Source organism: Streptomyces sp. NPDC005866, assembly GCF_040629895.1.
Classification (GTDB): domain Bacteria; phylum Actinomycetota; class Actinomycetes; order Streptomycetales; family Streptomycetaceae; genus Streptomyces.
In genome coordinates, this window is the sequence record NZ_JBEXWP010000045.1 from 15321 (window position 1) to 38813 (window position 23493).

Annotated in this window: 19 protein-coding genes and 4 pseudogenes; 14 read left to right on the forward strand and 9 right to left on the reverse strand. The window is 69.3% G+C overall.

Annotated features, from left to right (window positions below):
• Window positions 1–56: 56 nt before the first annotated feature.
• Window positions 57–1028 carry an SMP-30/gluconolactonase/LRE family protein gene (locus ABZ396_RS39400; RefSeq protein ID WP_358923405.1) on the reverse strand — a complete coding sequence of 324 codons (972 nt, stop codon included), beginning with the start codon at window positions 1026–1028 and terminating at the stop codon, window positions 57–59.
• A gap of 132 nt (window positions 1029–1160) precedes the next feature.
• Here ABZ396_RS39400 and ABZ396_RS39405 point away from each other — a divergent pair, with 132 nt between their 5' ends.
• The gene (locus tag ABZ396_RS39405; protein WP_358923406.1) at window positions 1161–2702 is read left to right on the forward strand and encodes an aldehyde dehydrogenase family protein; all 1542 of its coding nucleotides are present in this window, start codon (window positions 1161–1163) and stop codon (window positions 2700–2702) included.
• A 38-nt stretch (window positions 2703–2740) separates the two neighbouring features.
• Window positions 2741–3544, forward strand: coding sequence for a class II aldolase/adducin family protein (locus ABZ396_RS39410; protein ID WP_358923408.1), 804 nt, complete (start codon window positions 2741–2743; stop codon window positions 3542–3544).
• A gap of 367 nt (window positions 3545–3911) precedes the next feature.
• On the opposite strand, the gene ABZ396_RS39415 is transcribed toward ABZ396_RS39410, so the two are convergent.
• Together ABZ396_RS39415 and ABZ396_RS39420 are read right to left on the reverse strand one after the other, a co-directional pair.
• Window positions 3912–4502: a TetR family transcriptional regulator gene (locus tag ABZ396_RS39415; protein ID WP_358923410.1), complete on the reverse strand. Its 591-nt coding sequence runs from the start codon at window positions 4500–4502 to the stop codon at window positions 3912–3914.
• Between the two features lie 272 nt (window positions 4503–4774).
• Window positions 4775–4951 (reverse strand): hypothetical protein, encoded by a 177-nt coding sequence (locus tag ABZ396_RS39420; protein WP_358923412.1) that lies wholly within the window; start codon window positions 4949–4951, stop codon window positions 4775–4777.
• A 423-nt stretch (window positions 4952–5374) separates the two neighbouring features.
• Here ABZ396_RS39420 and ABZ396_RS39425 point away from each other — a divergent pair, with 423 nt between their 5' ends.
• Window positions 5375–6328 (forward strand): nitroreductase family protein, encoded by a 954-nt coding sequence (locus ABZ396_RS39425; protein WP_358923414.1) that lies wholly within the window; start codon window positions 5375–5377, stop codon window positions 6326–6328.
• On the opposite strand, the gene ABZ396_RS39430 is transcribed toward ABZ396_RS39425, so the two are convergent.
• The 4 genes from ABZ396_RS39430 to ABZ396_RS39445 form a co-directional block, all read right to left on the reverse strand.
• The gene (locus tag ABZ396_RS39430) at window positions 6274–7401 is read right to left on the reverse strand and encodes a glycoside hydrolase family 19 protein (RefSeq protein WP_358923478.1); all 1128 of its coding nucleotides are present in this window, start codon (window positions 7399–7401) and stop codon (window positions 6274–6276) included. The genes ABZ396_RS39425 and ABZ396_RS39430 overlap by 55 nt on opposite strands.
• A gap of 86 nt (window positions 7402–7487) precedes the next feature.
• On the reverse strand, window positions 7488–8306 hold the full coding sequence (locus tag ABZ396_RS39435) for a lectin (protein ID WP_358923416.1): 819 nt from the start codon (window positions 8304–8306) through the stop codon (window positions 7488–7490).
• 558 nt (window positions 8307–8864) lie between these two features.
• Window positions 8865–10322, reverse strand: coding sequence for an IS607 family element RNA-guided endonuclease TnpB (gene tnpB, locus ABZ396_RS39440; RefSeq protein ID WP_358923417.1), 1458 nt, complete (start codon window positions 10320–10322; stop codon window positions 8865–8867).
• Window positions 10319–10903: an IS607 family transposase gene (locus ABZ396_RS39445; protein WP_358923419.1), complete on the reverse strand. Its 585-nt coding sequence runs from the start codon at window positions 10901–10903 to the stop codon at window positions 10319–10321. The genes tnpB and ABZ396_RS39445 overlap by 4 nt, the downstream gene beginning before the upstream one ends.
• A gap of 806 nt (window positions 10904–11709) precedes the next feature.
• Here ABZ396_RS39445 and ABZ396_RS39450 point away from each other — a divergent pair.
• The 10 genes and pseudogenes from ABZ396_RS39450 to ABZ396_RS39495 form a co-directional block, all read left to right on the forward strand.
• Window positions 11710–11954 (forward strand): annotated as a pseudogene (locus ABZ396_RS39450) (DUF5133 domain-containing protein).
• A 433-nt stretch (window positions 11955–12387) separates the two neighbouring features.
• Window positions 12388–13683 (forward strand): 4-hydroxybenzoate 3-monooxygenase, encoded by a 1296-nt coding sequence (locus tag ABZ396_RS39455; protein WP_358923420.1) that lies wholly within the window; start codon window positions 12388–12390, stop codon window positions 13681–13683.
• 323 nt (window positions 13684–14006) lie between these two features.
• Window positions 14007–15143 carry a serine hydrolase domain-containing protein gene (locus tag ABZ396_RS39460; RefSeq protein ID WP_358923422.1) on the forward strand — a complete coding sequence of 379 codons (1137 nt, stop codon included), beginning with the start codon at window positions 14007–14009 and terminating at the stop codon, window positions 15141–15143.
• Between the two features lie 462 nt (window positions 15144–15605).
• Window positions 15606–15935, forward strand: coding sequence for a trypco2 family protein (locus tag ABZ396_RS39465; protein WP_358923424.1), 330 nt, complete (start codon window positions 15606–15608; stop codon window positions 15933–15935).
• Window positions 15936–15954: 19 nt separating this feature from the next.
• A complete protein-coding gene (locus ABZ396_RS39470) occupies window positions 15955–19209 on the forward strand; it encodes a tetratricopeptide repeat protein (RefSeq protein ID WP_358923425.1) in 3255 nt (1084 codons plus the stop codon).
• Window positions 19210–19515: 306 nt separating this feature from the next.
• A complete protein-coding gene (locus ABZ396_RS39475; RefSeq protein ID WP_358923426.1) occupies window positions 19516–19866 on the forward strand; it encodes a hypothetical protein in 351 nt (116 codons plus the stop codon).
• On the forward strand, window positions 19863–20015 hold the full coding sequence (locus tag ABZ396_RS39480; protein WP_358923427.1) for a hypothetical protein: 153 nt from the start codon (window positions 19863–19865) through the stop codon (window positions 20013–20015). Before ABZ396_RS39475 ends, ABZ396_RS39480 begins: the two co-directional genes overlap by 4 nt.
• Before the next feature lie 3 nt (window positions 20016–20018).
• Window positions 20019–20284 (forward strand): annotated as a pseudogene (locus ABZ396_RS39485) (dihydrofolate reductase family protein); the annotation flags it as partial.
• A gap of 186 nt (window positions 20285–20470) precedes the next feature.
• Window positions 20471–20599: pseudogene (locus ABZ396_RS39490) on the forward strand (cation transporter); the annotation flags it as partial.
• Window positions 20600–20756: 157 nt separating this feature from the next.
• Window positions 20757–20969: pseudogene (locus tag ABZ396_RS39495) on the forward strand (transposase family protein); the annotation flags it as partial.
• A gap of 119 nt (window positions 20970–21088) precedes the next feature.
• Here ABZ396_RS39495 and ABZ396_RS39500 read toward each other — a convergent pair.
• The gene (locus ABZ396_RS39500) at window positions 21089–21562 is read right to left on the reverse strand and encodes a hypothetical protein (protein WP_358923429.1); all 474 of its coding nucleotides are present in this window, start codon (window positions 21560–21562) and stop codon (window positions 21089–21091) included.
• A 24-nt stretch (window positions 21563–21586) separates the two neighbouring features.
• Between ABZ396_RS39500 and ABZ396_RS39505 the strand changes: the two genes are divergently transcribed.
• Complete coding sequence (locus ABZ396_RS39505) at window positions 21587–22480, forward strand: IS982 family transposase (RefSeq protein ID WP_358923431.1); 894 nt, start codon at window positions 21587–21589, stop codon at window positions 22478–22480.
• Window positions 22481–22561: 81 nt separating this feature from the next.
• Here the strand turns inward: ABZ396_RS39505 and ABZ396_RS39510 are convergent, their stop codons facing one another.
• Window positions 22562–23158, reverse strand: a complete 597-nt coding sequence (locus ABZ396_RS39510; RefSeq protein ID WP_358923433.1) for a hypothetical protein — start codon at window positions 23156–23158, stop codon at window positions 22562–22564.
• Window positions 23159–23493: the final 335 nt, after the last annotated feature.

The following is a 23493-nucleotide window of genomic DNA, read 5'->3' on the forward strand; positions in this document are numbered from 1 at the left end:
CGTCTGTCCAAGTCAACTGTCCGATATGAAATCGGCCCTGGTTGTTACCGAGGGATTCACAGGCGAAACATCTCGATGCGACCGCCGTTCAGCTCGGCGGCGCGCACGGGATCGTCGGTCGGAACGGTCGCCGCGAACAGGGTGCGCCCGTCGAGCCCTGCGACCAGGCAGCTCAGTGTGTTCTGGCTGGTCGCGACGCGATCGAGGACGCGGCCGCCCTCGGCCACGCGCACGCATTCGCCGCGCAAAGCGTTCGCGATCCACATCGTTGCCCCGTCGCTGTGCCAGGCGATGCCGTCGGGGGCGATCGGCGAGGCGGAGCGCTTGGCGATGGCCGGGCGGTCCAGGAGTGCCGAGACGCGCCGGGTGATCCTGCCGAGCAGTCCCGGGTGGTTCACCGCACGCCACAGGAACGGTGAGATCAGCGGGGCCCAGGGTCGGGGCTCGCCCAGAGTGCCGTCCGGGAGCACGGGGAAGGCGGAGAGTTGCATGGCGAGGGTTTCGGCCGCAACCATGGTGGCGCCGTCGGCCGTGAGGACACATCCGTTGGGGAAGAGCACCGGTTCGGTCACGCCCAGCAAGGTCCCGTCCGGGGTCAGGCATGCGATCGGCGTTTTCGGTGGGCCGGGCGGGGCGTAGAGCATGGCGTTCGCGTGCTCGCGGGCGAACGCGTGGTAGTCGAAGCCGAAGTTGCCGACGTACGCGCGTCCCAGCGGATCGACGAGCATGTCGTTGACCGGGCCGCCGACAAGATGCCGCAGATCCGCGTGCTCGACGAGCTCGCCGTCTGCTTCCAGCCGGTACACGACGCCTCCGTCCATGGAAGCGACGAGCATGCGCCCGTCCGGAAGCCAGCCGAGCCCGCCGGCCCGGCCAGGGACCTTGAGCACCGTCTCGGCTTCTCCGCTGCCGTCCCAGCGGTGCACCGTGCCGTGCGCGAGATCGGAGAACCACAGGGCTCCCTGATGCCAGCGCAGGGACTCGGGAACACCGAAGCCGCTCAATGCGACCGATGTCATCCGCTTCATTCCAGCTGCTCCTCGGTGACGGTCTGCCCTGGCGTCCCTAAATGTTGGACGCTTGTACAAGACGCTTGACTTGTACGGGCGACCGTCTCATTCTGGGCGAACCGAAGTCAACGTTCCGGCAGGAGTTTTTCCGTGGCTCAGACTCGATCGCTCAGCCCAGGTGGTGCCCGGGTGGACGCACCCATAGCAGTGGACAATCCGGCCACCGGAGAAGTCGTCGGCCATGTCACGGACGCGTCGGCGGAAGAGGTGGCGCAGGCGGTCGCACGAGCCCGGCGGGCGCAGCCGGGTTGGGCGGAACTGAGCTCCCGCAGTCGTGCGGAATTCTTCGCGCGTGGCCGTCAGTGGCTGCTGGCCCACCGACAGGAGATCACGGACTCCATCGTCGCGGAGAACGGCAAGGCGGAAGAGGACGCGATCGTAGAGATCGTCTACTGCGTCAACGCCTTCGCTTACTGGGCCAAACGCGCGCGGCACTACCTCGCCGAGACGAAGATCCGCTCACTCTCGCCGTTCGTGCTCGGGCGCAGCATGTACACCCGTCGCGTACCGCTCGGCGTCGTTGGCGTCATCGGTCCGTGGAACAACCCGTTGATCAACTCCTTCGGTGACGCCATCCCCGCCCTGGCCGCAGGCAACGCGGTCGTCCTCAAGCCCTCCGAGTACACGCCGCTGACCGCGCTGCTCATGGAGAAAATGACCCGTGAGTGCGGCTGGCCCCAGGACGTGTTCCAGGTCGTGACCGGCGCCGGCACCACCGGCCAGGCTCTGGTCGACGCCGCCGACTTCGTGATGTTCACCGGATCGACGAAGACCGGCCGAGCCGTCGCGGCGCGGGCGGGCGAGCGGCTCATCCCCTGCTCGCTCGAACTCGGCGGCAAGGACGCCCTGGTCGTACTGGCCGACGCCTCCCTGGAACGAGCCGTGAACGTCACCCTGCACGGTGCCCTGTGCAACGGAGGCCAGATGTGCACTTCCGTGGAGCGGGTCTATGTGGAGGAGCCCCTCTACGACGCGTTCGTCGCCAGGCTGCGCGAACGGTTCCAGGAGGTCACCTCAGGCAGGCCGGCGGGGCTGGGCAGCGCCGACGTGGGCGCCATGACCTTCCCGCCCCAGATGGCGATCATTGAGGACCATGTCGAGGACGCCGTGAGCCGAGGGGCACGCGTACTCGCGGGAGGCCACGCCGCACCGGGCCCCGGCCGGTTCTTCGAACCCACCCTGCTCGTGGATGTCGACCACACCATGAAATGCATGCGTGAGGAGACCTTTGGCCCCACGCTGCCCGTCATGAAGGTCGCAAGCGCAGAAGAGGCCGTCCGGCTCGTCAACGACAGCACCTACGGCCTGCAGGCCACCGTCATCAGCTCCAACATGAAGCGCGCCCGGCACCTCGCGGAGCAGCTCGAGGCCGGCTGCGTCACCATCAACGACGCCCAGACCAACTACATGGCCCTCGGCCTGCCCATGGGCGGCTGGAAGGAATCAGGCCTTGGTGTCCGGCACGGCGGCGAAGGAATCCGCAAGTACACCCGGCTCCAAGCCGTCAGCGTGAACCGGTTCCCGATGCGCCGCGACCTTCACATGCTTCCGTTCGACCCCTCGGCCTACCGGTCCATCCTGCGCCTGGTGGATGTCATGTACGGCAACCGCCCGCGCCGCCGGAACAAGTGACCGTGCGATCGACCACCCGACAACGAAAGGCCAGCCCGTTGACCACGACACCCGCCCCGCACGCGTCTGTCGGCGCCATGCCCGAAGGCGTCACTCTGCCGCTGCCCCAGCAGAACCTGAGCGTCGAGGAAGAGCGTCAGGTCCGCAAGCAGGAACTCGCCGCCGCCTTCCGCCTGTTCGCCCGGTTCGGATTCTCCGAAGGCGTGGCCGGACACATCACGGCCCGTGACCCGGAGAACTCGTCGGCTTTCTGGGTCAATCCCTTCGGCATGTCGTTCAGCCAGATACGCGTCTGCGACCTCATCCTCGTCGACCACGACGGCAAACTCCTGGAAGGCAAGCGGCCGGTCAACAACGCCGCCTTCTGTATCCACTCCGAAGTGCACCGGGCCAGGCCCGACGTGGTCGCGGCCGCGCACACCCACTCCGTGCACGGCAAGGCCTTCTCCAGCCTCGGCGTCCCGCTGGACCCGATCACCCAGGACGCCTGTGCCTTCTTCGAGGACCACGGCATCTACTCGGACTACCGCGGGGTCGTCAACGACACGGAGGAAGGCCGGAAGATCGGTGTGGCCCTGGGCGACGCCAAGGCGGTCATCCTGCAAAACCACGGACTGCTCACGGTCGGGGCCTCCGTGGCCGAGGCGGCCTGGTACTTCATCACCATGGAACGCTCATGCCAGGCCCAGCTACTGGCCATGGCCGCCGGCGAGCCGAAGCTCATCGACTCCGAGACGGCACGGATGGTGCGGGGGCAGATCACCGGCGCCCTGCCGGGCTGGTTCCAGTTCCGTCCGCTGTGGGACCAGATCACCGCGGAACAGCCCGACTTGTTCGACTGACGCGACACGCTGATCGCACAGCGACAAGAGGAGTCCGGGGCGGGTGGGTCCGGCGGCAGCCATCGACCCCACCCGCCCGCTTGTCGTGGCCGCCATCGGCGGGAGCGGCACGCGCCCGTGAGCGGTGCGTCCATAGGCGGCTCCTGTACGCCCGTCGGTAACGCGGCCGGGTCCTCGGGAATTCATGCGGGAGCGCCCTGGCGCATGCCCCGCGGACAGGACCGACGCGCCCGTTCTGGCGGAATATGAGGCGGGAGATGCGAACCGGCCTCACCGGGGACGAAGCAGCCCGAGAATTCCTGGTTCATCTGCCACGGCTTGCCGACGATGCCGCCTTCGTGCCGGACTCAGGCGGGTGATCAAATCATCAGTCGTCCTTGGCGGCGAGGCTCATAAGGTGCTCGCCGGTCAAGCGGAGCACCTCGCGGGTGTGCTCGCTGTTACGGTCGGCCAGCCAGCACAGTGTGACGCCGTCCAGCACCGAATTGAGGTAACGGGCCAGGATGGGAATGGGCACGGTCCACTGGATCCCCGCGCTTTCGGCAGCTTCCGCGAGGAGCTGCTCGTGCACTTCCAGGTAATGCTCGTACTGCCGTCGAGCCAGGTCCTCGAAACCGTCCTGGCGCAGCGCGTAGTGGGCGAGTTCATACCCCACCTGCTGCTCTCCCGGATTGAGCTCGACCGCCTCCCAGAAGGCGTACAGACTCTTGGCGATCCGCGCGCCGAGGTCACCTTCTCCCTCGAACACGCTCCGCGCCTTGGCGACGCCGCTGTCCGTGATGCGGGTGATGACTTCCTGAAGGAGCTCCTCACGTGAATTGAAGCAGTAGTGAAAAACACCCAATGGCATCTTCGCCTCGTTGACGACGGCGCGTGTCGTCGTCTTGGCGACTCCTTCGCGGACCATGACACGGATCGCCGCAGCGATGAGTTCTTCCCGCCGGTCCTTCGCTGCCATACGAGACATCCGGTCCACCGTTCCCTCAAGAGTGACATGCTCACTCGTATGTTAACCGGCGTCTTGGACGATCGACCAACTTCAATTTGGTCTTTCACGTCACGGTCAACCGATGACGCGGAGTCGAGCGCATCGACCTGACGGAGCCGCCTGTGAAGACTCGCCCGGTGATTCCCCCCGTGAGCCCGGGCGATACCCGGAGCCCCGGCGCGCACCACGCCGGGGCTCCGGCACGTCCAGGGGCAAGCCCCTCGGCGCCCGGGCTGGGGATCTCACAGCAGCGTGCCGGGCGCGTGCTTCTCCTCACCGATCAGCACTTTCCCCGTGGACCGGTCGACCCATCCTCGGATCAGCGACGGCGGCCGGTTGACGTCGCCGACCAGGATCGCGGACAGGCTGCCTATGGAGGAGTCCTCCTTCACCGGCAGGCGCCACTCCCGTTCGTGCATCCACCGGGAATCCGAGCCCGTGCGCACAGCCCAGTGCTCGAGGTCCTGCTTCTGGGAAGGCCGCGTACACCTCCTCCGGTACGTAGGCCACGGATCCGCCTGCTCGGTTCGCTGGGCCGTCCTCGCGGCCGGCCGGCCGCCCCCGGTAGGCAGTGCTTCCGGGCCAGGAGTCCGGGCCCGTCGGCTCCCGTCGAGGCGAGGCGTGTGCGCCGAAGCGGCCCGGCCTCGGCGTGGCCCCGATCATGCGCCGATGCCCGTTCGGCGCACGTTTCCTTATCTGTCATGGGCAAGTCAAGGTCCGATGGCGATCCGGGCCCATCACCCCCAGAACGGCCGCCCGTTCACCGTGGGCGCGGCGGCGACCGAGCACACAACGAGCATGGTGAGCAGATCAAGCAAGCGACGCGCCGCGAAGGTCAACGCATGACTCTCGACCTCTCTTCCGACCAGCTCCTGTCCACCATCCGGGCGGTCCGTCACCGCCTCGACCTGACCCGGCCCGTACCTCGCCAACTGCTCGAAGAATGCGTGGACTGGGCGGTCCAGGCTCCGACCGGCCGCAACCGTCAGCGCTGGCACTTCGTGATCGTGACCGACCCCGAGCGGCGGGCCGCGCCGGCCGAGGTGTGGCGCGACGGCGTGCGCACGCCGGGCGTCTCCGACCCCGTCCCCGAACGGGACGTGCGCCGAGCCGACGTGGCGCACATGGAGCGGGTGTACTCCGGCACCGCCCATCTCTACCAGCACATCCACGAGGTCCCGGCGATCGTCGTGCCGTGTGTGGAGGGCCGTACCGACGACGCGCCCATCCTGAAGCAGGCCGGCACCTGGGGCTCCATCCTCCCCGCCGTCTGGAGCTTCATGCTCGCCGCCCGCGCCCGCGCCCGCGGCCTCGGCAGCTGCTGGACCACCGACAACCTCGTCCACGAGAAGGAGCCGGCCCGCGTCCTCGGCATCCCCTACCGTCCCGGGCAAGGGTGTTGTGGGCGATCTCTCCTACGGGTCAGGTGCCGTGGCGGCCACCGGGCGAAAAAGTGCTGTCCGGGCTGCATCCACCCCGTCTCCCCTCGCGTTCCCCGTTCCGCTCGCAGCCGGCAGTCCCCCACATACTCAGCCCGCGCCGGGACCCCACCGTTACCTCCGACAGGGCATGAGGAATCCCTGCCTGGTTCACGTCATGCTGCTCGACGGCCCTCCATGACGCCGCCCCTACGCGCCCCGGCCGGTGGCACCCGCCCGCCGACGAAGAACCGGCCGAGGGAGCACGGGCGGACCGGTGGGGGATTCCACAGGTCCGCCCGTGCGGGGAGAGCCGGAAATGATCAGCAGTACAGGTTGGCGCCGGGGGTGACGCCGAGGATCGAGGTGAAGCGCTGATAGGCGTCGACGCGGCTCTGGACCTGGGCCGGGTTTCGGCCGTCGCATTCCAGGGAGCCGTTGATGGAGCGGATCGTCTGGCCGAAGCCGGCGCCGTTGACCATGGCGTTGTGAGGGGTCATCGTGCCCGGGCCGCTCTGCGTGTTCCAGTACCACAGGCCGGTCTTCCAGGCGACGGCAGAGTCGTTCTGGACCAGCCAGGGGTTGTTGAGGAGGTCGATGCCGAGCGCGTCGCCGGCTGCCTTGTAGTTGAAGTTCCAGCTGAGCTGGATGGGGCCGCGGCCATAGTAGGCGGCCTGGCCGGCCGGGCAGCCGTAGGGCTGGCCCCAGTCGCAGTACGTCGGGTAGTTGGCGGTGTTCTGTTCGACGACGTACACGAGTCCGCCGGTCTCGTGGCTGACGTTGGCGAGGAAGGCGGCGGCCTCCTGCTTCTTGGTGGTGTCACTGCCGGTGTTGGCGAAGCCGGGGTAGGCGCTGAGGGCGGCGGTCAGGCCCTGGTAGGTGTAGAAGCCGTTCCGGTTCGGGAACATCTGGTTGAACTGCGCTTCGCTGACGACGAACCCGGACGGGTTGCCGCCTCCACCACCACTGGCCGGGGCGTTCCACTTCTGGTTCGCGGCGCCGGAGCAGGTCCATATCTGCAGGGGCGTGGCGTTGGCGCTGCTGTTGCCCCGCACGTCGAGGCACTTGTTCGCGGCGGGGTTGACGATGTCATGGGCGGCGGTGACGACCCACTGCTGGTTCGCTCCGCCGGAACAGTCCCAGAGCTGGACGGCGGCGCCGTCGGCGGTGCCGCGGTCGACCACGTCGAGACATTTGCCGAGGGCGCGCAGAGTGCCGTCGCCGTTGTTGGACCAGCTCTGGGCGCCGGTGCCGTTGCAGTCGTAGAGCTGGACGGCGGTGCCGTTGGCGCTGCTCGCGCCGGCCACGTCGATGCACTTGCCGGCCAGCCCGGTGATCTGGCCGGTTGCCGCCTGGGCCGGGGCGACGGTGAACAGGGCGGACAGGACGGCGGCGAGGACGACGCCCAGCGTCAGCCTGCCGAGGGCGCTGCGCCCGCGGAGGCGGGACATGACGAGAGATAGGCGCATGGAGAGCTGCTCCTGACGTGAAACTAGGGGGGTGAGAGTGCGTGACCGGGTCTGCCGGGGCAGACGTCTCAGCCGAGGACTTGCTGGGTCACCACGATGTGTCCGGCGTCGGGGTCGAGGACGCCGCCGAGCCGGCTGAACGCGCCGTCGGTCAGATCAAGGCACTTGGGCTCCTGCGGGGTCTGGGTGAAAGTGCCACGGTCGTTGACCCGGACGGTCAGGGACCGGCCGTTGGCGACGTTGGTGACCTGGACACGCGTACCGAAGGGCAGTTGAGGCTGGCGGGAGAGGGAGGTGGCGACCGTGTCGGCGTTGTTGTCGAAGACCTCGCCGCTGGCAGTCAGGGCGCCGGGTGGCTGGGGGCCGTAGTGCGTGGCCCAGCATGGTTCGCCGCCCTGCTCGGCGGGAGCGTTCCACTTCTGGTTGGCGGCGCCGGTGCACGTCCAGATCTGTATCGGCGCACCGTTCGCGGAGGAGCGGCCGGTGACGTCGAGGCACTTGTTCGCCGCGGGGTTGACGATGTCGTGGGCGGTGGTGACGGTCCATTGCTGGTTGGCGGCGCCGGTGCAGGACCACAGCTGGACCTTGGCGCCGTCAGCGGTGGAGCCGCCGGTGACGTCGAGGCATTTACCCAGGGCGCGCAGGGTGTTGTCGGCGCCCGGGGTCCACTGCTGGGCGCTGGTGCCGTTGCAGTCGTAGAGCTGCACCGGGGTGCCGTCGGCAGAGTCGGCGCCGGAGACGTCGAGGCACTTGCCGGCGAGTCCCGTGACCGTGCCGGTCGCCGCAGCCGCCGGTGGAGCGGTCAACGGGCTGAGCACCAAGGCCAGCAGGGCTAGGAGAGGAGTGCCGCGTAACGCGGTGGTGAGGAAGGAAGAGCGAGCAGCCATGGGGGTGAGGAAGCCTTTCCGATGTGGCACGTAGGTGTGGCGGACACCGACAGGACGCACGGCAGGAAGACCTGACACCGGGAAAGCTAAAGGTCTATACCAAGCCCGTCAAGATGTGAACATGACATGCGCGTTTGCCCCGCCACCACGGCATCGGCAGTCTCGTCGGTTCTGCATTTGGTGAGGGACTGAACCGGCGCTCGTGGCGTTGATCCGGCTGGTGGAGTCGTCGGGCTGTGGGGCAGTGATCGCGTGCGCCGTTGGGGGAGTGGTGCCTGCGGACAGGATCTCCTCAGCGGTGCGTGAGGCGGCACGTGATGGCCGGTGAGTTCCAGCGGAACAAGCTTCGGGCGATGTTCGATGCGTTCGGCGCGGAGGGGGACGGCCGGATCGACATGGATGATCTCCTTGCCATGGTCGGCCGGTTGCCTTCCGTCTCGGAGGCTGTCACTGCCACTGCCGACACGTCTTCGACGCGGCGTACACAGCGACGACCGTTGCAGAGACCATAGTCGGGTCTCTGCATTCCGGGCTTTTCGGTCCGGAAGGTCCGTCACTTCACCAAAGCGTGAGGGCTTCGGCTTGAGTACGGTCTCTCGCTTCTGTCTGCCGCTGGTGCGGCAGGGCTGTGCCACCTGCCCGCCCCGCTTCCGCCTTGCGGCGGGGGCGGGTGGCGCGGGTCTTACGGTCGGCTCCACGAGGTTTCGACACCACCGGGGCGGTGTCCTGGTCTCCGGCCACTCCGGTACCAGTTGCTGCGGCCGCCGCGAGTGCGGCGAGGTTGTGTGCGGCGTTGGCGTCCCGGTCGATGACCAGGCCGCACACGTCGCATTCGTAGGTCCGGACGTGCAGCGGCAGCTTGGCTTTCACCGCGCCGCACCCGGAACAGGTCTTGGAGGACGGGTACCAGCGGTCGGCAACCACGATGCGGGCGGCGTGACGCTGACGGGTCTTGTACTCGAGTTGGCGGCGGGTCTCCCCGAATCCGGCGTCGGCGATGTGGCGGGCCAGGCGCCGGTTGAGGACCATGCCGGCGACGTTGAGGTCCTCGACCACGACCGTGCCGTACTCGGCCGTCACCTTCGTGGTGAGCTTGTGAAGGGCGTCTTCGCGGAGGTTGGCCACGCGGTGGTGGACCTTGTTGCGGATGGCGTTGGCCTTCTCCCACCGCCTGGACGGTTTCTGTCCGGTCCGGTGGTCGGGGCCGCGTCGGCGGGAGACGGTGCGGGAGGCCCGGCGCGGCTGTTTCAGCGCGGTGTCGAGGTGGCGCGGGTTGGCCACTTCGCGGATCTCGCCCGTGCTGTCGGCCATGACCGCCAGGGTCTTCACGCCGAGGTCGATACCCACCACAGCGTCCGGGCGGGTGACGCGCACGAGGTCGCGCTTCACCTCGGTCTGGAAGGACACGAACCAGCGCCCGCGCTCGAACCTGGTGGTCGCGGACAGGATGCGGGCCGTCCCGGCCTGAACGCGCGCGAGGAGCTTCACGGTCGGCTCGTGGACGCGGATCGCCCCGAGCCGCGGCAGCGTGACGTGCCGGCCGCCGGTCTCGACGCGGAGGGTGCCGGTGGTGAACCGGCGGGCCAGACGCGCCTTCCGCTTCGACTTGAACCGCGGCATCCCCACCGGACGGCCCCGCCGCTTGCCCTGCTTCGACTTCGCGTAGTTGTCGAACGCGGCGGCGGCGCCTGCCAAGCCGGTGGAGTACGCCTCCTTGGAGTTCTCCTCCCACCAGGCGGCGAACCTGCAGTCGGTGTGTTTGGCCTCGTTGAACGCCTTGCGCAGCGCGGGCAGCGACCACGGCCGCCACTGCGTCAGCTCCGCCTCCGCAATGCCGTAGGACTCCTCCGCGCGGCGCTGCCACCACGAAGCGGTCACCCAGCCAATAGCCCAGTTGTATGCGGCACGCGCCGCGCCGCAGTGCGAACGCAACGCCTGCTCCTGATCGGCGTTCGGGTCCAGTGCGAACCGGAACGCCTGCACCACGAAACCCGGCTGCGGCCGGAACTTCTTCACTCGGCGGCCTCGCCGGTCGCCACGGCCACCGCACGGGCGGCACGGTTCTTCGCCGCCCGCTGCCCGTGCAGGCGCGCGCACATCGAGGTCAGTACCTCGGTGATGTCGCGCACCAGGTCGTCAGTGGTCTCGGTCGGGTCGAGGACGACCAGACGCCGGCCGGTCGCGGACAGCACGGCCTCCAGGTGCTCCACGCCGAAGCGGGCCAGGCGGTCACGGTGCTCGACCACGATCACCGCGACCTGCGGGTCGGCCAGGAGGCGGCGCAGCTTGCGCCGCCGTCCGTTCAGCCCCGAGCCGACCTCGGTCACGACCTCCGCGACCGGCAGGCCAAGCCCGTTCGCCCCGTCCACCACCCGTGACGCCTGCCGATCCAAGTCGGCTTTCTGGTCGGCCGACGAGACACGGCAGTACGCCACCACCCGCCCCGACGCCGCAGAGACGGCCGGAGCGGGCTCGGCGACCAGCCACGTACCGGACGGCGCCTGGACGACGGGAACGGGCATCTTCCCGTCCTTCACCCATCGCCAGGCGGTCTGGTAGCTCACGCCCTGCTGACGCGCCCACTCCGAAAGCTTCACACGATCAAGATATCCGACCAGAGGTGACTATGTATGGATAGAAAATCTGTAGCAGTTGTCACCCCCTGCGACCCGGCAACCTGATGTGGCTGTGGCCGACTCGGCCTTGGCGAAGGGACGTTCAAGGCCGCAGAGGTGATCAACTCCGTTTGCGCGCGTGTACTGACTCCCGGCATCGGCGCGGGGTTGAGCGCCGTGGCGCAGTACAAGCACCCCTTTCGACCGGGAGACCGTGCTGGCGGAACTCCCCACGCAGAGCTACCGCGAGCAGCGGAACCGCTTCGCGGTGTCCGTGCGTGACACCGAGGACCCGGTGGGCCGACTGGCGTCCTTCGCCGCGGCCTACATCGGCTTCGCCGCCCGGAAACCGGCCCTGTTCGACGTCGCCTTCCGCGCCGGCCTGGACAAGAGCGGTTCCCCGAATCGGCTTCGGCGGGCGACGGAGTGGCCGCCTCCCCCGCGCCCGTCCGGTTGCCCGTCGGCTTGCTCCGGACCCGGAAGACGCGTTCGACCTGCTGCTCCGTGTCGCGGCGGCCGCCCACGGCTTCACCGTGTGCCTTCGTCAGGGCCCGCACGGCCCAGGGCATCCCCCGCACCTCGGACAGTAGGCGGACGGGTGACACCGTCGACCCCGTCGTGGCGGCCTTCCTCAACGATGCAGGTATGGACCTCTAGTTGAGAGGCAGACGGAGGTTCACTCGGCGTCTTTCCGCGTCGACCAGTGGCGCAAGACGCCACCTGTGCAACCTGTGACTCGGGGTGGCGTCGACGCGCCCGCGAGCCGAGCTTGGGGAGTGGAAATCGCCGTGATTCTTCCGGCGGAGAAGGAACTGCGTGCGGCCATGGCCCGGTTCGCCGACGCCTGCATCGAGCATGATGTCCGCCCCACCGGCCGTACCAGCGGCCTGCTGGAGGACGCCACGCACACGCTGTGCGTGATGACTGGAGCCCCCGACACCGAGCAGGCCCTGAGCACGGCGGACAGCCTGTTGCAGGGCTACTGCTCCGGCCGCGGGGCGGCACCCGCGACGACGAGACCCTGGCCGCGTAGGCACGCACGCCCGGCTGTGAGCTGCGTGTGCAGTTGCGGCCCGGACAGCGCCCAGAGGGCCTCCGCCAGGTGCGCCGGATCCGCTTCCGGATCCAGCGCACCGGCGTCGTCGAGGTGGGTGACGAACGAGGCGATGGCGGTGAGCCGTTCCCGTTCGGCTGTCTCCGGTACCGGCCGGTCGATGACCGTCCGCCCAGCCGTAGACACTCCGGTTCAGGCCGTCTGCACGACGTCCCGCGCCGCGCCGGATCCTCCCGGACGGCGGCCTCCACCAGCGAAGTCTCCCGCCGGACCGTCAGGAGCGCGACCAGCGCGCAGAAGTCCGCGGCCAGGGCTCCGATGCACAGGATGTCACCGAGGCCGGAGGCGGTGGTCACGCACGACGTCTCATCCCGCCCCCCCCTCGGCGCTAGGCTAACCCTGGAGGTGCCAAGTGGCCCAGGGTGAGCGGCAGTTGGACGAGGTCCCGGAATCCACGACCGTCGTGGTGATCGGCGCGGGCCCGGCCGGGCTGACCGTCGCCAATCTGCTGCGCAGATCCGGCGTCGACAGCATCGTCCTGGAGCGCCGCAGCCGCGAGTACGTTGCACAGCGGCAGCGGGCCGGCATCGTGGAGAGCCGCGCGGTGCGGATGTTCGCGTCCTGGGGACTGGCCGACCTGGTGCTGGGCGGCCCACCCCACGACGGCATCCTGGAGTTCCGGGTGGACGGCGAGAGCCACCTCGTCAACGACAACGACGGCTCCGAGGGCCCCGGGGCGCGTCTGTGCCCCCAGCAGGTCCTGGTCCAAAAACTCACCGCCGCCCACCTCGCCGACGGTGGCGACCTGCGCTACGAGACGGCCGACATCACCCTGCACGACCTCACAGGCGACCGCCCCACGGTCCGCTACCGCTCCGCCGAAGGCATCGTGCACACGATCACCTGCGCCTTCGTCGCCGGCTGCGACGGCGAGCACGGTGTCACCCGCACCGCCGTCCCCGACGGCCACCTCACCACCCACACCCTCGACCACGGCATCGGCTGGCTCACCGTCCTCGCCGACGCCCCGTCCCCCGCCCACCCCCTGCTCGCCGTCAGCCCGCAGGGCTTCGCCGCGCACTTCCCCCGCGGACCGCACAGCAGCCGCTACTACCTCCAGTGCCAGCCCGACGACGACCCCGGCGCCTGGCCCGACACCCGCGTCTGGGACGCGCTGCGCACCCGGCTCGCCGACCCCGCCCTGACCGCGGGCCCGATCACCGACCGCGAGATCTTCCGGCTGCGCAGCCTCGTCCACGACCCCATGCAGTACTGCCGCCTGTACCTTGTCGGGGACGCCGCCCACATCGTGTCCCCCATGGGCGGAAAGGGCATGAACCTCGCCCTGTACGACGCCGACCTCTTCGCCCGCGCCATCCGCGACCACGTCCACCACCACGACGACACCGGACTGCGAACCTACTCCGAACGGTGCCTGCGACGCGTCTGGACCGACCAGGAGTTCTCCCACTGGCTGACCCGCACGGTCCACGACGCCGGCGACGGCACCCATTGCGGCTCCTTTCAGCGCGGGCTGGCCCGCGCCCGCCTCGACCGCCTCTTCACCTCCCGGACCGCCGCACAGGCCTTCGCGGAACTCATGACCGGCCTGGATCCGGCCCAGGACCACCCCGCCTCCACGGCCGCTGACCTCTCTCCCACGTCACACCCATGCGTGCTGCGCGCTGGTGAGGGGGGAGCGGCGTGACGGACGCCGCCTTGGACACAAGGAATGGGTATGGTCCGCATGAAGGCAACGGCTGCGGCGATGGTTGGGACACAAGCCCCGACACACTCGGAGACAAGGCTGCCCTCGGCGCCCCAGCAGCGGACGGCCAACAACACAAAGGCGTTGTCGACGGTCATCGAGGACAGCCGGAGCAACGACATCTACCGTGCTGAATGCGGCCCCAAGATCTGTGCCAGAGCCCACTCTCGCGTCCACAGCCAGGTGGGCTGGCGCCGATGAGACTGAGGCGGATCGCAGGTCATAGCACCGTACCCGCTGCTGACGCTGAGAGGCTGAGCCTGATGAGCAACCTGACCGCGCTGTTGGAGAAATACGTCGCCGAGGGAGTCTTTCCCGGGGCGGTGGCTCTGATGGACCGCGACGGTGACGTGGAGGTCGTGGCCGCGGGATCGACGGATCCCGAAGGCTCGGTGCCGATGGAGGCCGACGCCTTGTTCCGGCTCGCCTCGGTGACCAAGCCCGTGACCGCCGCCGCGGTGCTGGCGCTGGTCGACGACGGCGTGCTCACGCTGGACGCGCCGATCGCGCGCTGGCTGCCGGAGCTGGCGTCCCCGGTGGTCGTCCGCACTCCTGCCAGCGGACTGGACGACGTGGTGCCGGCCGCCCGCCCCATCACCGTGGAAGACGTCCTGTCGTCGCGCTCGGGGTGGGGCTTCGGGGTGGACTTCACCGCACCGGCCCTTCAGCCGCTGTTCGCGGACGTGGCCGTCTACAACGGCGGCCCAAGGCCGACGGCGAGTCCGGACGAGTGGATCGCCGCGCTCGCCGGCATCCCGCTGCTGCGCCAGCCCGGAGAGGCGTTCCTGTACAACGCCAGCTCCGACCTGCAGGGTGTGCTCGTAGCACGGGCGGCGGGGCGCCCGCTGCCGGAGTTCCTGGCCGAGCGGATCTTCGAGCCGCTCGGGATGGTGGACACCGGCTTCGCCGTACCGGCCGCGGCGCGACACCGCCTCACCCCCTACTACCGGACAGACCCTGACGGCGCACTCACCCTCGCCGACGCTCCCGACGGCGCCTGGTCCACCCCGCCCACCTTTCCCTCAGGCGCGGGCGGCCTGGTGTCCACCGCCGCGGACTGGCTCGCCTTCGGCCGTATGCTCCTGTCCGGCGGTGGCACCGTGCTCTCCCCGGAATCCGTACGCCTCATGACGACGGATCAGCTCACCGCCGTCCAGCGCGACGAGGGTTCACTTTTCCTGCAGGGCCAGGGCTGGGGTTACGGCGGATCGGTCGACGTCACCTCCGCGGAGCCCTGGAACGTCCCCGGCCGCTACGGGTGGGTGGGCGGCACCGGCACCGCCGCCCACATCGTCCCGGCCACCGATACGGTCACCATCATCCTCACCCCCTGCGGTCTGCCCGGCCCCGCCTTCTTGCCCTGGATGCGCGACTTCTGGACCTACGCCGCAACCACCTGACCGTCTGCCCGTCCCGTCCCGTCCCGCGCCGCTGCCCGTTTCGGCCGGAAGCTCGGCGGCGCCAAGCGATCCTGGGTGCCGTCGCAGAGGAGGGCGATCTGCACCAGATCTTCGGGATCGTGATCGATGCCCGGCCGGCCACCCAACACCAGAAGCAAGCCCGGGAGGAACAAGCCACAGGAGAGGGCAAGTCTCCCGGCGTCGCCGACGCTCGCAGACTGATCACCAAATCTGGCCGCGTGGCGGCCGCTTCACCCGGGTCCGGGGGGCACGGTGACCCAGTCGCCCGCGGATGTCGACCAGCAGAGCGCGCTGATGGCGGCCGCCCGGATGAGGTGGGACAGGCCGATGCTGCCGCCGGTGCGCGGGTGGAGATACTCCGCCTGGCCGGGGAGGAACCACCGGGCAAGGACCCTATAGTTCCGATCAGTTTGCTCGGTCGAGAAATCCGGAGGTACGAACGTGGACATCGAACTGGGCGACGCCGTCGCGGGGTTGCGGCACGAACTGCTGACCGCCGCCGCGCGCGGAGCCGGGCAGGAGGTGGTGTTCGACGTCGGGACGATCGAACTCGAACTCGCCGTGGAGTTGCGCACGGACGCCAAGGCCAAGGCCGGATTCAAGGCCTGGGTGGTCTCCGGGGACGCGGAGGCGGGAGTGTCACGGGGCAGGACACACCGGGTGACTCTCTCGCTGACCCCGCGCCGTGCCGACGGCGGGGACCTACTGGTGGGAGGCGACTCGCGTCGGCCCGCCGGACCGGGCGACGTGTCCGACCACATCGGACGCTGAGGGCGCGGGAGGCGCGGGCGTGAACTGGGACAGGGTGGTGGCGGTCACCGGCTCGTACGGTCCCGGCTCGGGTTACCTTGTGGGCCCGCGCCTCGTGCTGACATCCGGTCATGTGGCGCGGGCCGAGGACCGCGCGATCACGGTGTTCCGGCCCGGACGGCCCGGCGAGTTCGCGGGGACCGTCGTGTGGTGCGGCACGCCGGGCGGGCGCGACGACGCAGCCCTGGTGCTGCTCGACGATCCGCACGGGGTGCCTGCCGGCGAGGCCGTGCCCTGGGGGCGCACCGTCACCCACCGCACCGGCATCTCCTGCGCCTGCTGGGGCGTGCCGAACCTGGTGCAGCGCCCGGACAGGCCCCTGGAGGTCAGCCAGCTGTCCGGGCGGCTCAACGCGGGGGACCAGATGGTCGGCGATCGCTATGTGATGAAGCTGGACGGCCACCCGCCGGACGGTCCGTCGCCGTGGGGCGGGCTGTCCGGCGCCGCCGTGTTCTGCGGCGATCTGCTGACCGGTGTGATCGCCGTGGACCCGGCCGGACGGGCGCACGCCGCGCTGGAGGCCGTACCGGCGTACGTACTGCTGCGCGACCCCCAGTTCCGCGCGCGACTCGCCGAGCACGGCGGATCGCCCGTGTGCCGGGGCGTGGAACTGCGCGAGCTGGACGATCGACCGCCGGGGGGAGCCACGGCGGTCACTCCGGCCGGTCTGCTCGCCGCGCGCCGCGCCGTCGTACCGTTCCTGGGCCGGGACGAAGAGCTGGCGGAGCTGCTGGCCTGGGCGGCTCACCCCGGCACGGGCGTGTGGCTGCTGCACGGCCCCGGCGGGCAGGGCAAGACCCGCCTGGCCCAGCAGTTCGGCGAGTGGCTCGCCGAGGACGGCTGGGCAGTCGTGTGGCCGCGGGCCACCGCCGCTTCCGAGCAACTGTCGGTGATCGCCGACGTCGTCGTGCCGACGCTGGTCGTGGTCGACTACGCCGAGGGACGCGTCCACCAGCTCACCGCGTTGCTCAGCGACCTCGCGCACCGGGGACGCCGCGTCAAGGTGCTGCTGCTCGCCCGTACCTGCGGCGACTGGTGGCAGGAATTGGCCGCCTCGGCGGACGCCGTCGCCGACCTCACGGACACGGCCGTCGTACGCCGGCTGCCGTTACTGGAGCCGAACGACGTTGACCTCTACGCGGTGGCCGTCGACGCCTACGCCGCCGCCCTGCGCGACCTGCCCGGCGGGCCCGACTCGGACTGGGTGGCGGCCGCGACGCGGCTCGGCCGGGCGGAGCGCCCGTCGGCACCGGAGGACCGAACCGTCCTCGCGGTACAGATGACGGCACTGGCCGACCTGCTCGACGCCACGCACCCGACGGACGAACCGCCCGACGGAGCACCGCGCGCGCCCGAGGACCGCGTGCTCGACCACGAGCGCCGCCACTGGCAGTCACTGGCCCGGGCACACGGACTGCTGCCAGGGCTGAGCCTGCCCACGCTCATCGACACCATCGCCGCGGCGGCGCTTCTCGGGGCACCCGAGCGGCAGGCCGTCGACGCGTTCCTCACCCGCGTGCCCGGCCTCTCCGACCAGCCGCTGGATCGACTCGACGCCGTACGGGACTGGCTGACCGGCCTGTACCCCGCGGCTGACCGGCACACGGCCTTCGGGAGCCTCCAACCCGACCGACTCGCCGAACGGCTGGTGGGCCGTCTCGTACTCGACCACGACCGCCGCCGCGTCGTGGAGACACTGATCCCGCACATCGGGTACGAGGAGGCGACTTCGCTGCTGACGGTGTGCGCCCGCGCCGCCGCGCACCGCACCCTCGGGCCGCAGGTGGCCGACACACTGACCCGCTGGTGCGTCGACCACGCGCGCACGCTGGCCGCGCCGGCGGTCGCAGTGGCCACCCGCGTGGAGTCACCGGCCCCGCTGCTGACGGCCCTCGCACGGGTCGCACACGAGTCCGACGACGTCGAGCTGCTGCGTGTGCTCGGCAACGCCCTGCCGGTCACCACCGAAGTGCTCTCAGGCCTGGCCCTCGACCTGGCCGAGGCCCTGGTCCCGCGCTACCGGCAGGCGGCGGCGGACGATCCGCAGCGGTACACCGTGGCCCTGGCGATGGCGCTGCTCGGGCTCTCCGACCGGCGCGGCGAGGCCGGACACCACCCGGAGGCACTGGAAGCCGTCACCGAAGGCGTCGACCTGCTACGGGGCACCGCACACAGCCCGACCGAGCCCGCCCGGGCGGAACTCGCCCTCGGCCTCAACCGCCTCGCCAACCGGCTGCGGGACACAGGACGGCACCAGGAGGCGCTGGAAGCCGTCACCGAGGCGACGGATATCCTGCGCGACCTCACCGCCCAGGCCCCCGAGCTGTACGCGCTCGACCTCGCCGGCAGCCTCAACACCCTGTCGGCCTGCCTGGCGACCCTATGGCGCCACGAGGATTCCCTGGCAGCGCTGGCCGAAGCGGTCGACCTGCTGCGTGGCCTCGCCGAGGAGGAACCGGGCTGTCTGCCCGCCCTCGCCGACGCCCTGCACAACCTGGCGAACCGCTACAGCCGGCTGGGGCGGTACGAGGATGCTCCGGCCCCGATCAGCGAGTCGGTCGACATCCGCCGTGCCTTCGCCGACCTCCACCCCGATTCCCATGTGCCGGGACTGGCCATCGGCCTCAACACCCTGGCGGTCGTACTGGGCGACGTGGGACGACACGAGGAAGCACTGGCCGCGATCACCGAGTCGGAACGGCTGTTCCGCGCCCTGTCCGACTCCCGACCCGGCGTCCACGAGAACGACCTCGCCAGGGCCCTGCACAACCTCTCGGGCTGTCTGCAGCAGTCGGGCCGGCGATCCGAGGCGCTGACCGCGATCACCGAGGCGGTGCGGATCCGGCGCGCGCTCGCCGAGCGGTCACCCGAGGTCCACAGCGTGGACCTCGCCATGAGCTTGTACGACCTCGGCCTCCAAGTCAGTTCCGCCGGCGCGGCCGAGGCGGCGCTGCCCCTGCTCGCCGAGTGCGTGATGCTCCGCATGGACCTCGCCCAGGCGCTGCCGGAGGCGCATGTGCACGACCTGGTCCAGGGCCTCCAGAGCTACGCCCAGTGCTGCGTCGACGCCGGTCGGCACGACATGGCGGTCTCGGCGATCGACCAGCTCGTCGACCTGCGTCGCCAGATCGCCGAGGTGGAGCACGACCACGCCACGCAGGACCCGGAGATCGAGAAGGCGCTGGACGTCCGCGCCTGGCTCCTGGAACAGCCGGCGGACGGGGACCCGGCATGATGCTCCCTCAGCCTGTCGCCGGGCGGGGCGAGCCGTGGCGTGGCAGCGGAGCCGAAGAGCCGCGTCGGAAGGAGCCGTGTGACGGATGTCGGACGGGAGGGCCGGCGCGCGGTGGCGCGGGGGTGCCGGTCGCTGGGCGACTCGGGACTCGAAAAGGGGTGGCGGGCGGCGGTCCGTGCCATCGCGACGGCTCTCGCGGGTTCAGAGGATGTCTGATCGCATCCTGTCCGTGGTGGTGATCGTCGGTCGGCTGGGACTGATCAGCGCGGAGCCCCGCCGGCGGGACGGATCTCGGAAGGAGACATCATGAACCAAGAGGAAATGGTCGCGCCGTGGGAGCAGCACACGGAGTATGAGTTCGTCATCAGGGACGCTGACCTGGCCGTGTCCACCATGGTCGAGGACGCCAGGGTGATGCATCTGCCGTCGATGAGCGGCGGTTTCGGCAAGCATTACCTACGGGGTTACTACCGCGACGTCTTCATTCCTGGCATTCCGCAGCACACCGTCATGGAGACAGCGGATCGGTCGGTGGGCAGCGACTTCATCGTCGAGGAGATTGTCATGCGGATGCCTCACGACCAGGAGATTCCGTTCCTGCTGCCGGGCTGGCCGCGACCGGACGAACACTGGCCGTTCCTCTGGTGGCGGTCGTGAAGTTCCGCGGCGACCTGCTGGAGAGCGAACGGATCTACTGGGACCAAGCGGCCGTGCTCGCCCAGGTCGGTCTGATCGCTGCCGAAGACCTACCCATGGCCGGCCTCACCGAGGCCGCCCGATTCCTACGGGACAGGGTCATGTCCTGACCACACTTCGTCGACGGCGTCGAGGCAGCCGTGGCCAAGGCGCAGGAGCTTGCGGGTGACCGCATGGTCGAGGTCGCCGCTGGCGACGTCGGTGGCCAGGTGCTTGCCGCGGGTCTGGTCGACGAGGTGCGCATGGACGTCGTACCCGTGGTGTTCGGGTCCGGCAAGCGCTACTTCGGGTCGGTCCACGCGCAAACGTGTTGGAGGATCCTGACGTGGTGATTCAGGGCAACCCGGTGCTTCACCTGCGCTATCGGGTGCGCCGTTGACCGATCCGAGCGGGTACACCAAGAAGTCCACTGCGAACGGTGACACAAGATCGGGCCTCCGGCTGCGTTTGCGCATCGCTGCCTCTGGTCGGGCAGCCGACGCCGATCCGCCCCAGCACCGCACCTGCGGCAAGTTCAACTCAAGATCACTGGTTGCCGGTTTCCGTCGGATCTTGGCCGACCCCCTTCTCCGCCCGCGACCACGCGGCGCGCGAGGCACGGGAGGCGCGGACACTGCGGATCATCGCGATCTCGTTCGTCGTGCCGGCCGCGTACGTCGCCGCCGACGCCGCCCGCACCCTGACCGGGGACGGCGCGACGGCGGTGGACACCGCAGAGGGGTGGCTCGTCATCGCGCTGGCTGCGGGCGAGAAATGCCACCGCGAGTTGTAGGGCCTCGTCTGCTCCATCATCAGTCTCCAGTCCGTCGGCTCGACCAAGGCACCCTAATCGTCCCGAGATGATCTTCCGCGTGGCTGGTGTGAACACGGGGTCGGAGCCGCTCTGGATAGCTCCGTTCAGCCGACTGAACCCCCCGTCAGTTCGGCAAGTAATCACCTCGTTGCGACGTGCGGGGGCGGATCCGTGCGCAAGGGCCGACCGTGGAGCCTGCCATTGGAGAACCGGGTCCTGCTGGTCGCCACCCTACTGGCGCACCAACCTGACCCGGCGGCAGCTCGCCCCGCGATCGTGGACGGCACCCTGGTCCCCACCCGCGACCACACGACATGCGGTGTCTGACCAGTTCTCGGAATTCAGACGGTGGTGATCGGTGCCTGGCGACACGCTGGCCGAAACCCTGGTTCAGGAGGCAGCGGGCAGGTCTCTTAGCAGGCGCTGTGCCTCGGGGACGGTGTGCCACCCGGTCAGGTGGGTCCTGGGGGTCTTGAGGTGTTCCTCAACGCGGGTTGATTTTACCGGGCGCAGTACCTCCAAGGCGCGGCGTCCCGCGTGGAGGGCTTCGTCGAGTTCGCCACGCTGCAGGTGGGCGGTGCTGACGATGGCCAGCCGCATGCCGTGGCATCGGGTGTACTGGTTGGCGGGCAGGGCTGCCAGGCCGTTCCAGCGCAAGGCCACTTCCGGTTTATTGAGGTCACGGAACACTTCCACGGCGTCAGTGACGATCCGTGCATGGCCGAAGAAATCGATCCAGTCCGGTGTGTCGTCAGCCTGGTAGCCCTGGGTGCAGAGGATCTCGGCCAGGGCCAGGCTGCGGTAGGCGGCCTGCTCGTCGTCTAGACGAGTGATTCCCAATGCTGACGGTGCGTCCGGGAACACGGACAGGGTGCCCGAGATCGTTCTGTGACAAGCGACCTGGACACCCTGCTGACCGCGCTGTATGTGAAGATCGACGACGAGATCGGAGATACCCGATGGCTGGGGCGCCCTCCGCGGTTGACGGACTCCGAACTCGTCTGTCTCGCCGTGGCCCAGGCGATGCTGGGCTTCGCGTCGGAGGCCAGGTGGCTGCGGTTCGTCCGCTCCCGGCTGGGTGCGATGTTTCCGTACGTGCCGAAGCAGCCGGGCTGGAACAAGCGGCTGAGGGCCGCGTTGCCGCTGGTCAAGCGGGCGATACGGCTCCTTGCCATGGACGTCGACTTCTGGTTCGACAACCACTGGATCATCGACTCCGCCCCCGTCGAGTGCGGACGCTCGCGGCCCACGGTGAAGCGGTCGGACCTGGCCGGCTGGGCCGGATACGGGTACTGCGCCAGCCACTCTCGGTTCTTCTGGGGCTTGCGGCTGTATCTGGTGTGCACCCCGACGGGCATGCCGATCCTGTGGGCCCTGGCGAACCCGAAGCTGGATGAGCGAGAGGTGCTGACGGCGATGCTGGATCGCGAGCCGGATGCGGTCACCGACCGGGCCGGCCTGCTGCTGATTGCGGACAAGGGCTTCGCCTCCGGGGAGTTCGAGGCCGATCTGGCCTTGCGCGGGGCAGAGCTGCTGCGGCCGTCGTTCAAGCTGGAGAAACGCCGCAAGGGCGAGTCCCTGCTGAAGTCGGTGCGGCAGCTGATCGAGTCGGTGAACGACACTCTCAAGGGCCAGCTCGACCTGGAACAGCACGGCGGGCGGACCTTCGAGGGCGTGGCTGTCCGCGTCGCTCAGCGCGTCCTCGCGCTGGCCGCGGCGATCTGGCACAACCACAAGACCGGACAGCCGGTCATGCGATCTCTGATCGCCTACGACCACTGATGTGACTGTTCGTTTCAGTTGGCGAGGTTCGCTGCGTCGAAGCGCTCAGGGCTGTCCAGGAGCCGTCCAGGGTCGCTTCGTTCAGAACGGCTCGAAGCTCGGCTGAACGGGACCGATCTCTCCGGCGACGACCAGTTCCTCCAGGTCCTCCGGTTCCAGGAACTCCAGAGCTTCCGGTTCGATGCCGTGGTATCGGTCCGCGCCGAGCAGCCGCCGCACGAACGCGAGGGCGAAACTCGAGAAGGGGCCATCGAAGGTCTCACAGCTCTCTTCATGGAGCATCGTGACGATCTTCCATTGCTCCGGGTCTGGGTCGCAGGGCAGGAAGAAGTGCTCGTTGCCGCTGTAGTCGTATCCCCAGGAGATCAGCCCACCGGGTTCGGGGTGGAAAGGGTACGGGACATGCTCGGCGTCACCGCGGCTCAGAGCCCTGTCTCGACGCTCAGTGAACATCTGGTGCGTCTTGTGCATGCGCTCCAGCAACGGGCTTGATCCGCGCGGGTGGAAGACAGCGAGCTCGCCGGAGATGACCCCGCTGCCGTAGGCATTGAGGAACGTCTTGAAGTCGCTGGGCAAAACGGAACCTATGTGTAGCTCGACTTCGTCCCAGTCGTCTGGGTTCGGTTGCCGGTGGGTGGGTCGTCCCAGCAGGGCCTTCAACTCCTCCAACGAGGACATGTACTGCTCCAAGCCTGATCAGCGGGGATCTGCGCCGCCAACTTAGCCGTGGCAAGCCGGTGGGTCGAGTGGCTCAGGGCACCCCGACTGCTCTACTACCGACAGCTCAAACCATTGCTCGACACCTACGCCGAAGATCTGGAACAGGCGTCGATGCCGTGCGCTCACTCGCGAACTGAAGCGCTCAGCCGCAACTGATCACATCGGAATGACTCGTCTAGGCGGGCGTGGGCGCGGGCTTCGATCAGCTTGGCGAAACCCCGTACTGAGGCGGCCTCGCGTCCCCCTGGGCGGTCGTGGGCTCGCTGAGCCATGTCGACGGCCTCCTGGGGGTG

Bases quoted from the DNA above. Each gene is read 5' to 3' on its own strand.
- ABZ396_RS39400 (WP_358923405.1), bottom strand. From the start codon at position 1,028: ATGAAGCGGATGACATCGGTCGCATTGAGCGGCTTCGGTGTTCCCGAG.
- ABZ396_RS39415 (WP_358923410.1), bottom strand. From the start codon at position 4,502: ATGGCAGCGAAGGACCGGCGGGAAGAACTCATCGCTGCGGCGATCCGT.
- ABZ396_RS39420 (WP_358923412.1), bottom strand. From the start codon at position 4,951: ATGCACGAACGGGAGTGGCGCCTGCCGGTGAAGGAGGACTCCTCCATA.
- ABZ396_RS39425 (WP_358923414.1), top strand. From the start codon at position 5,375: ATGACTCTCGACCTCTCTTCCGACCAGCTCCTGTCCACCATCCGGGCG.
- ABZ396_RS39430 (WP_358923478.1), bottom strand. From the start codon at position 7,401: ATGTCCCGCCTCCGCGGGCGCAGCGCCCTCGGCAGGCTGACGCTGGGC.
- ABZ396_RS39435 (WP_358923416.1), bottom strand. From the start codon at position 8,306: ATGGCTGCTCGCTCTTCCTTCCTCACCACCGCGTTACGCGGCACTCCT.
- ABZ396_RS39460 (WP_358923422.1), top strand. From the start codon at position 14,007: ATGAGCAACCTGACCGCGCTGTTGGAGAAATACGTCGCCGAGGGAGTC.
- ABZ396_RS39475 (WP_358923426.1), top strand. From the start codon at position 19,516: ATGAACCAAGAGGAAATGGTCGCGCCGTGGGAGCAGCACACGGAGTAT.
- ABZ396_RS39510 (WP_358923433.1), bottom strand. From the start codon at position 23,158: ATGTCCTCGTTGGAGGAGTTGAAGGCCCTGCTGGGACGACCCACCCAC.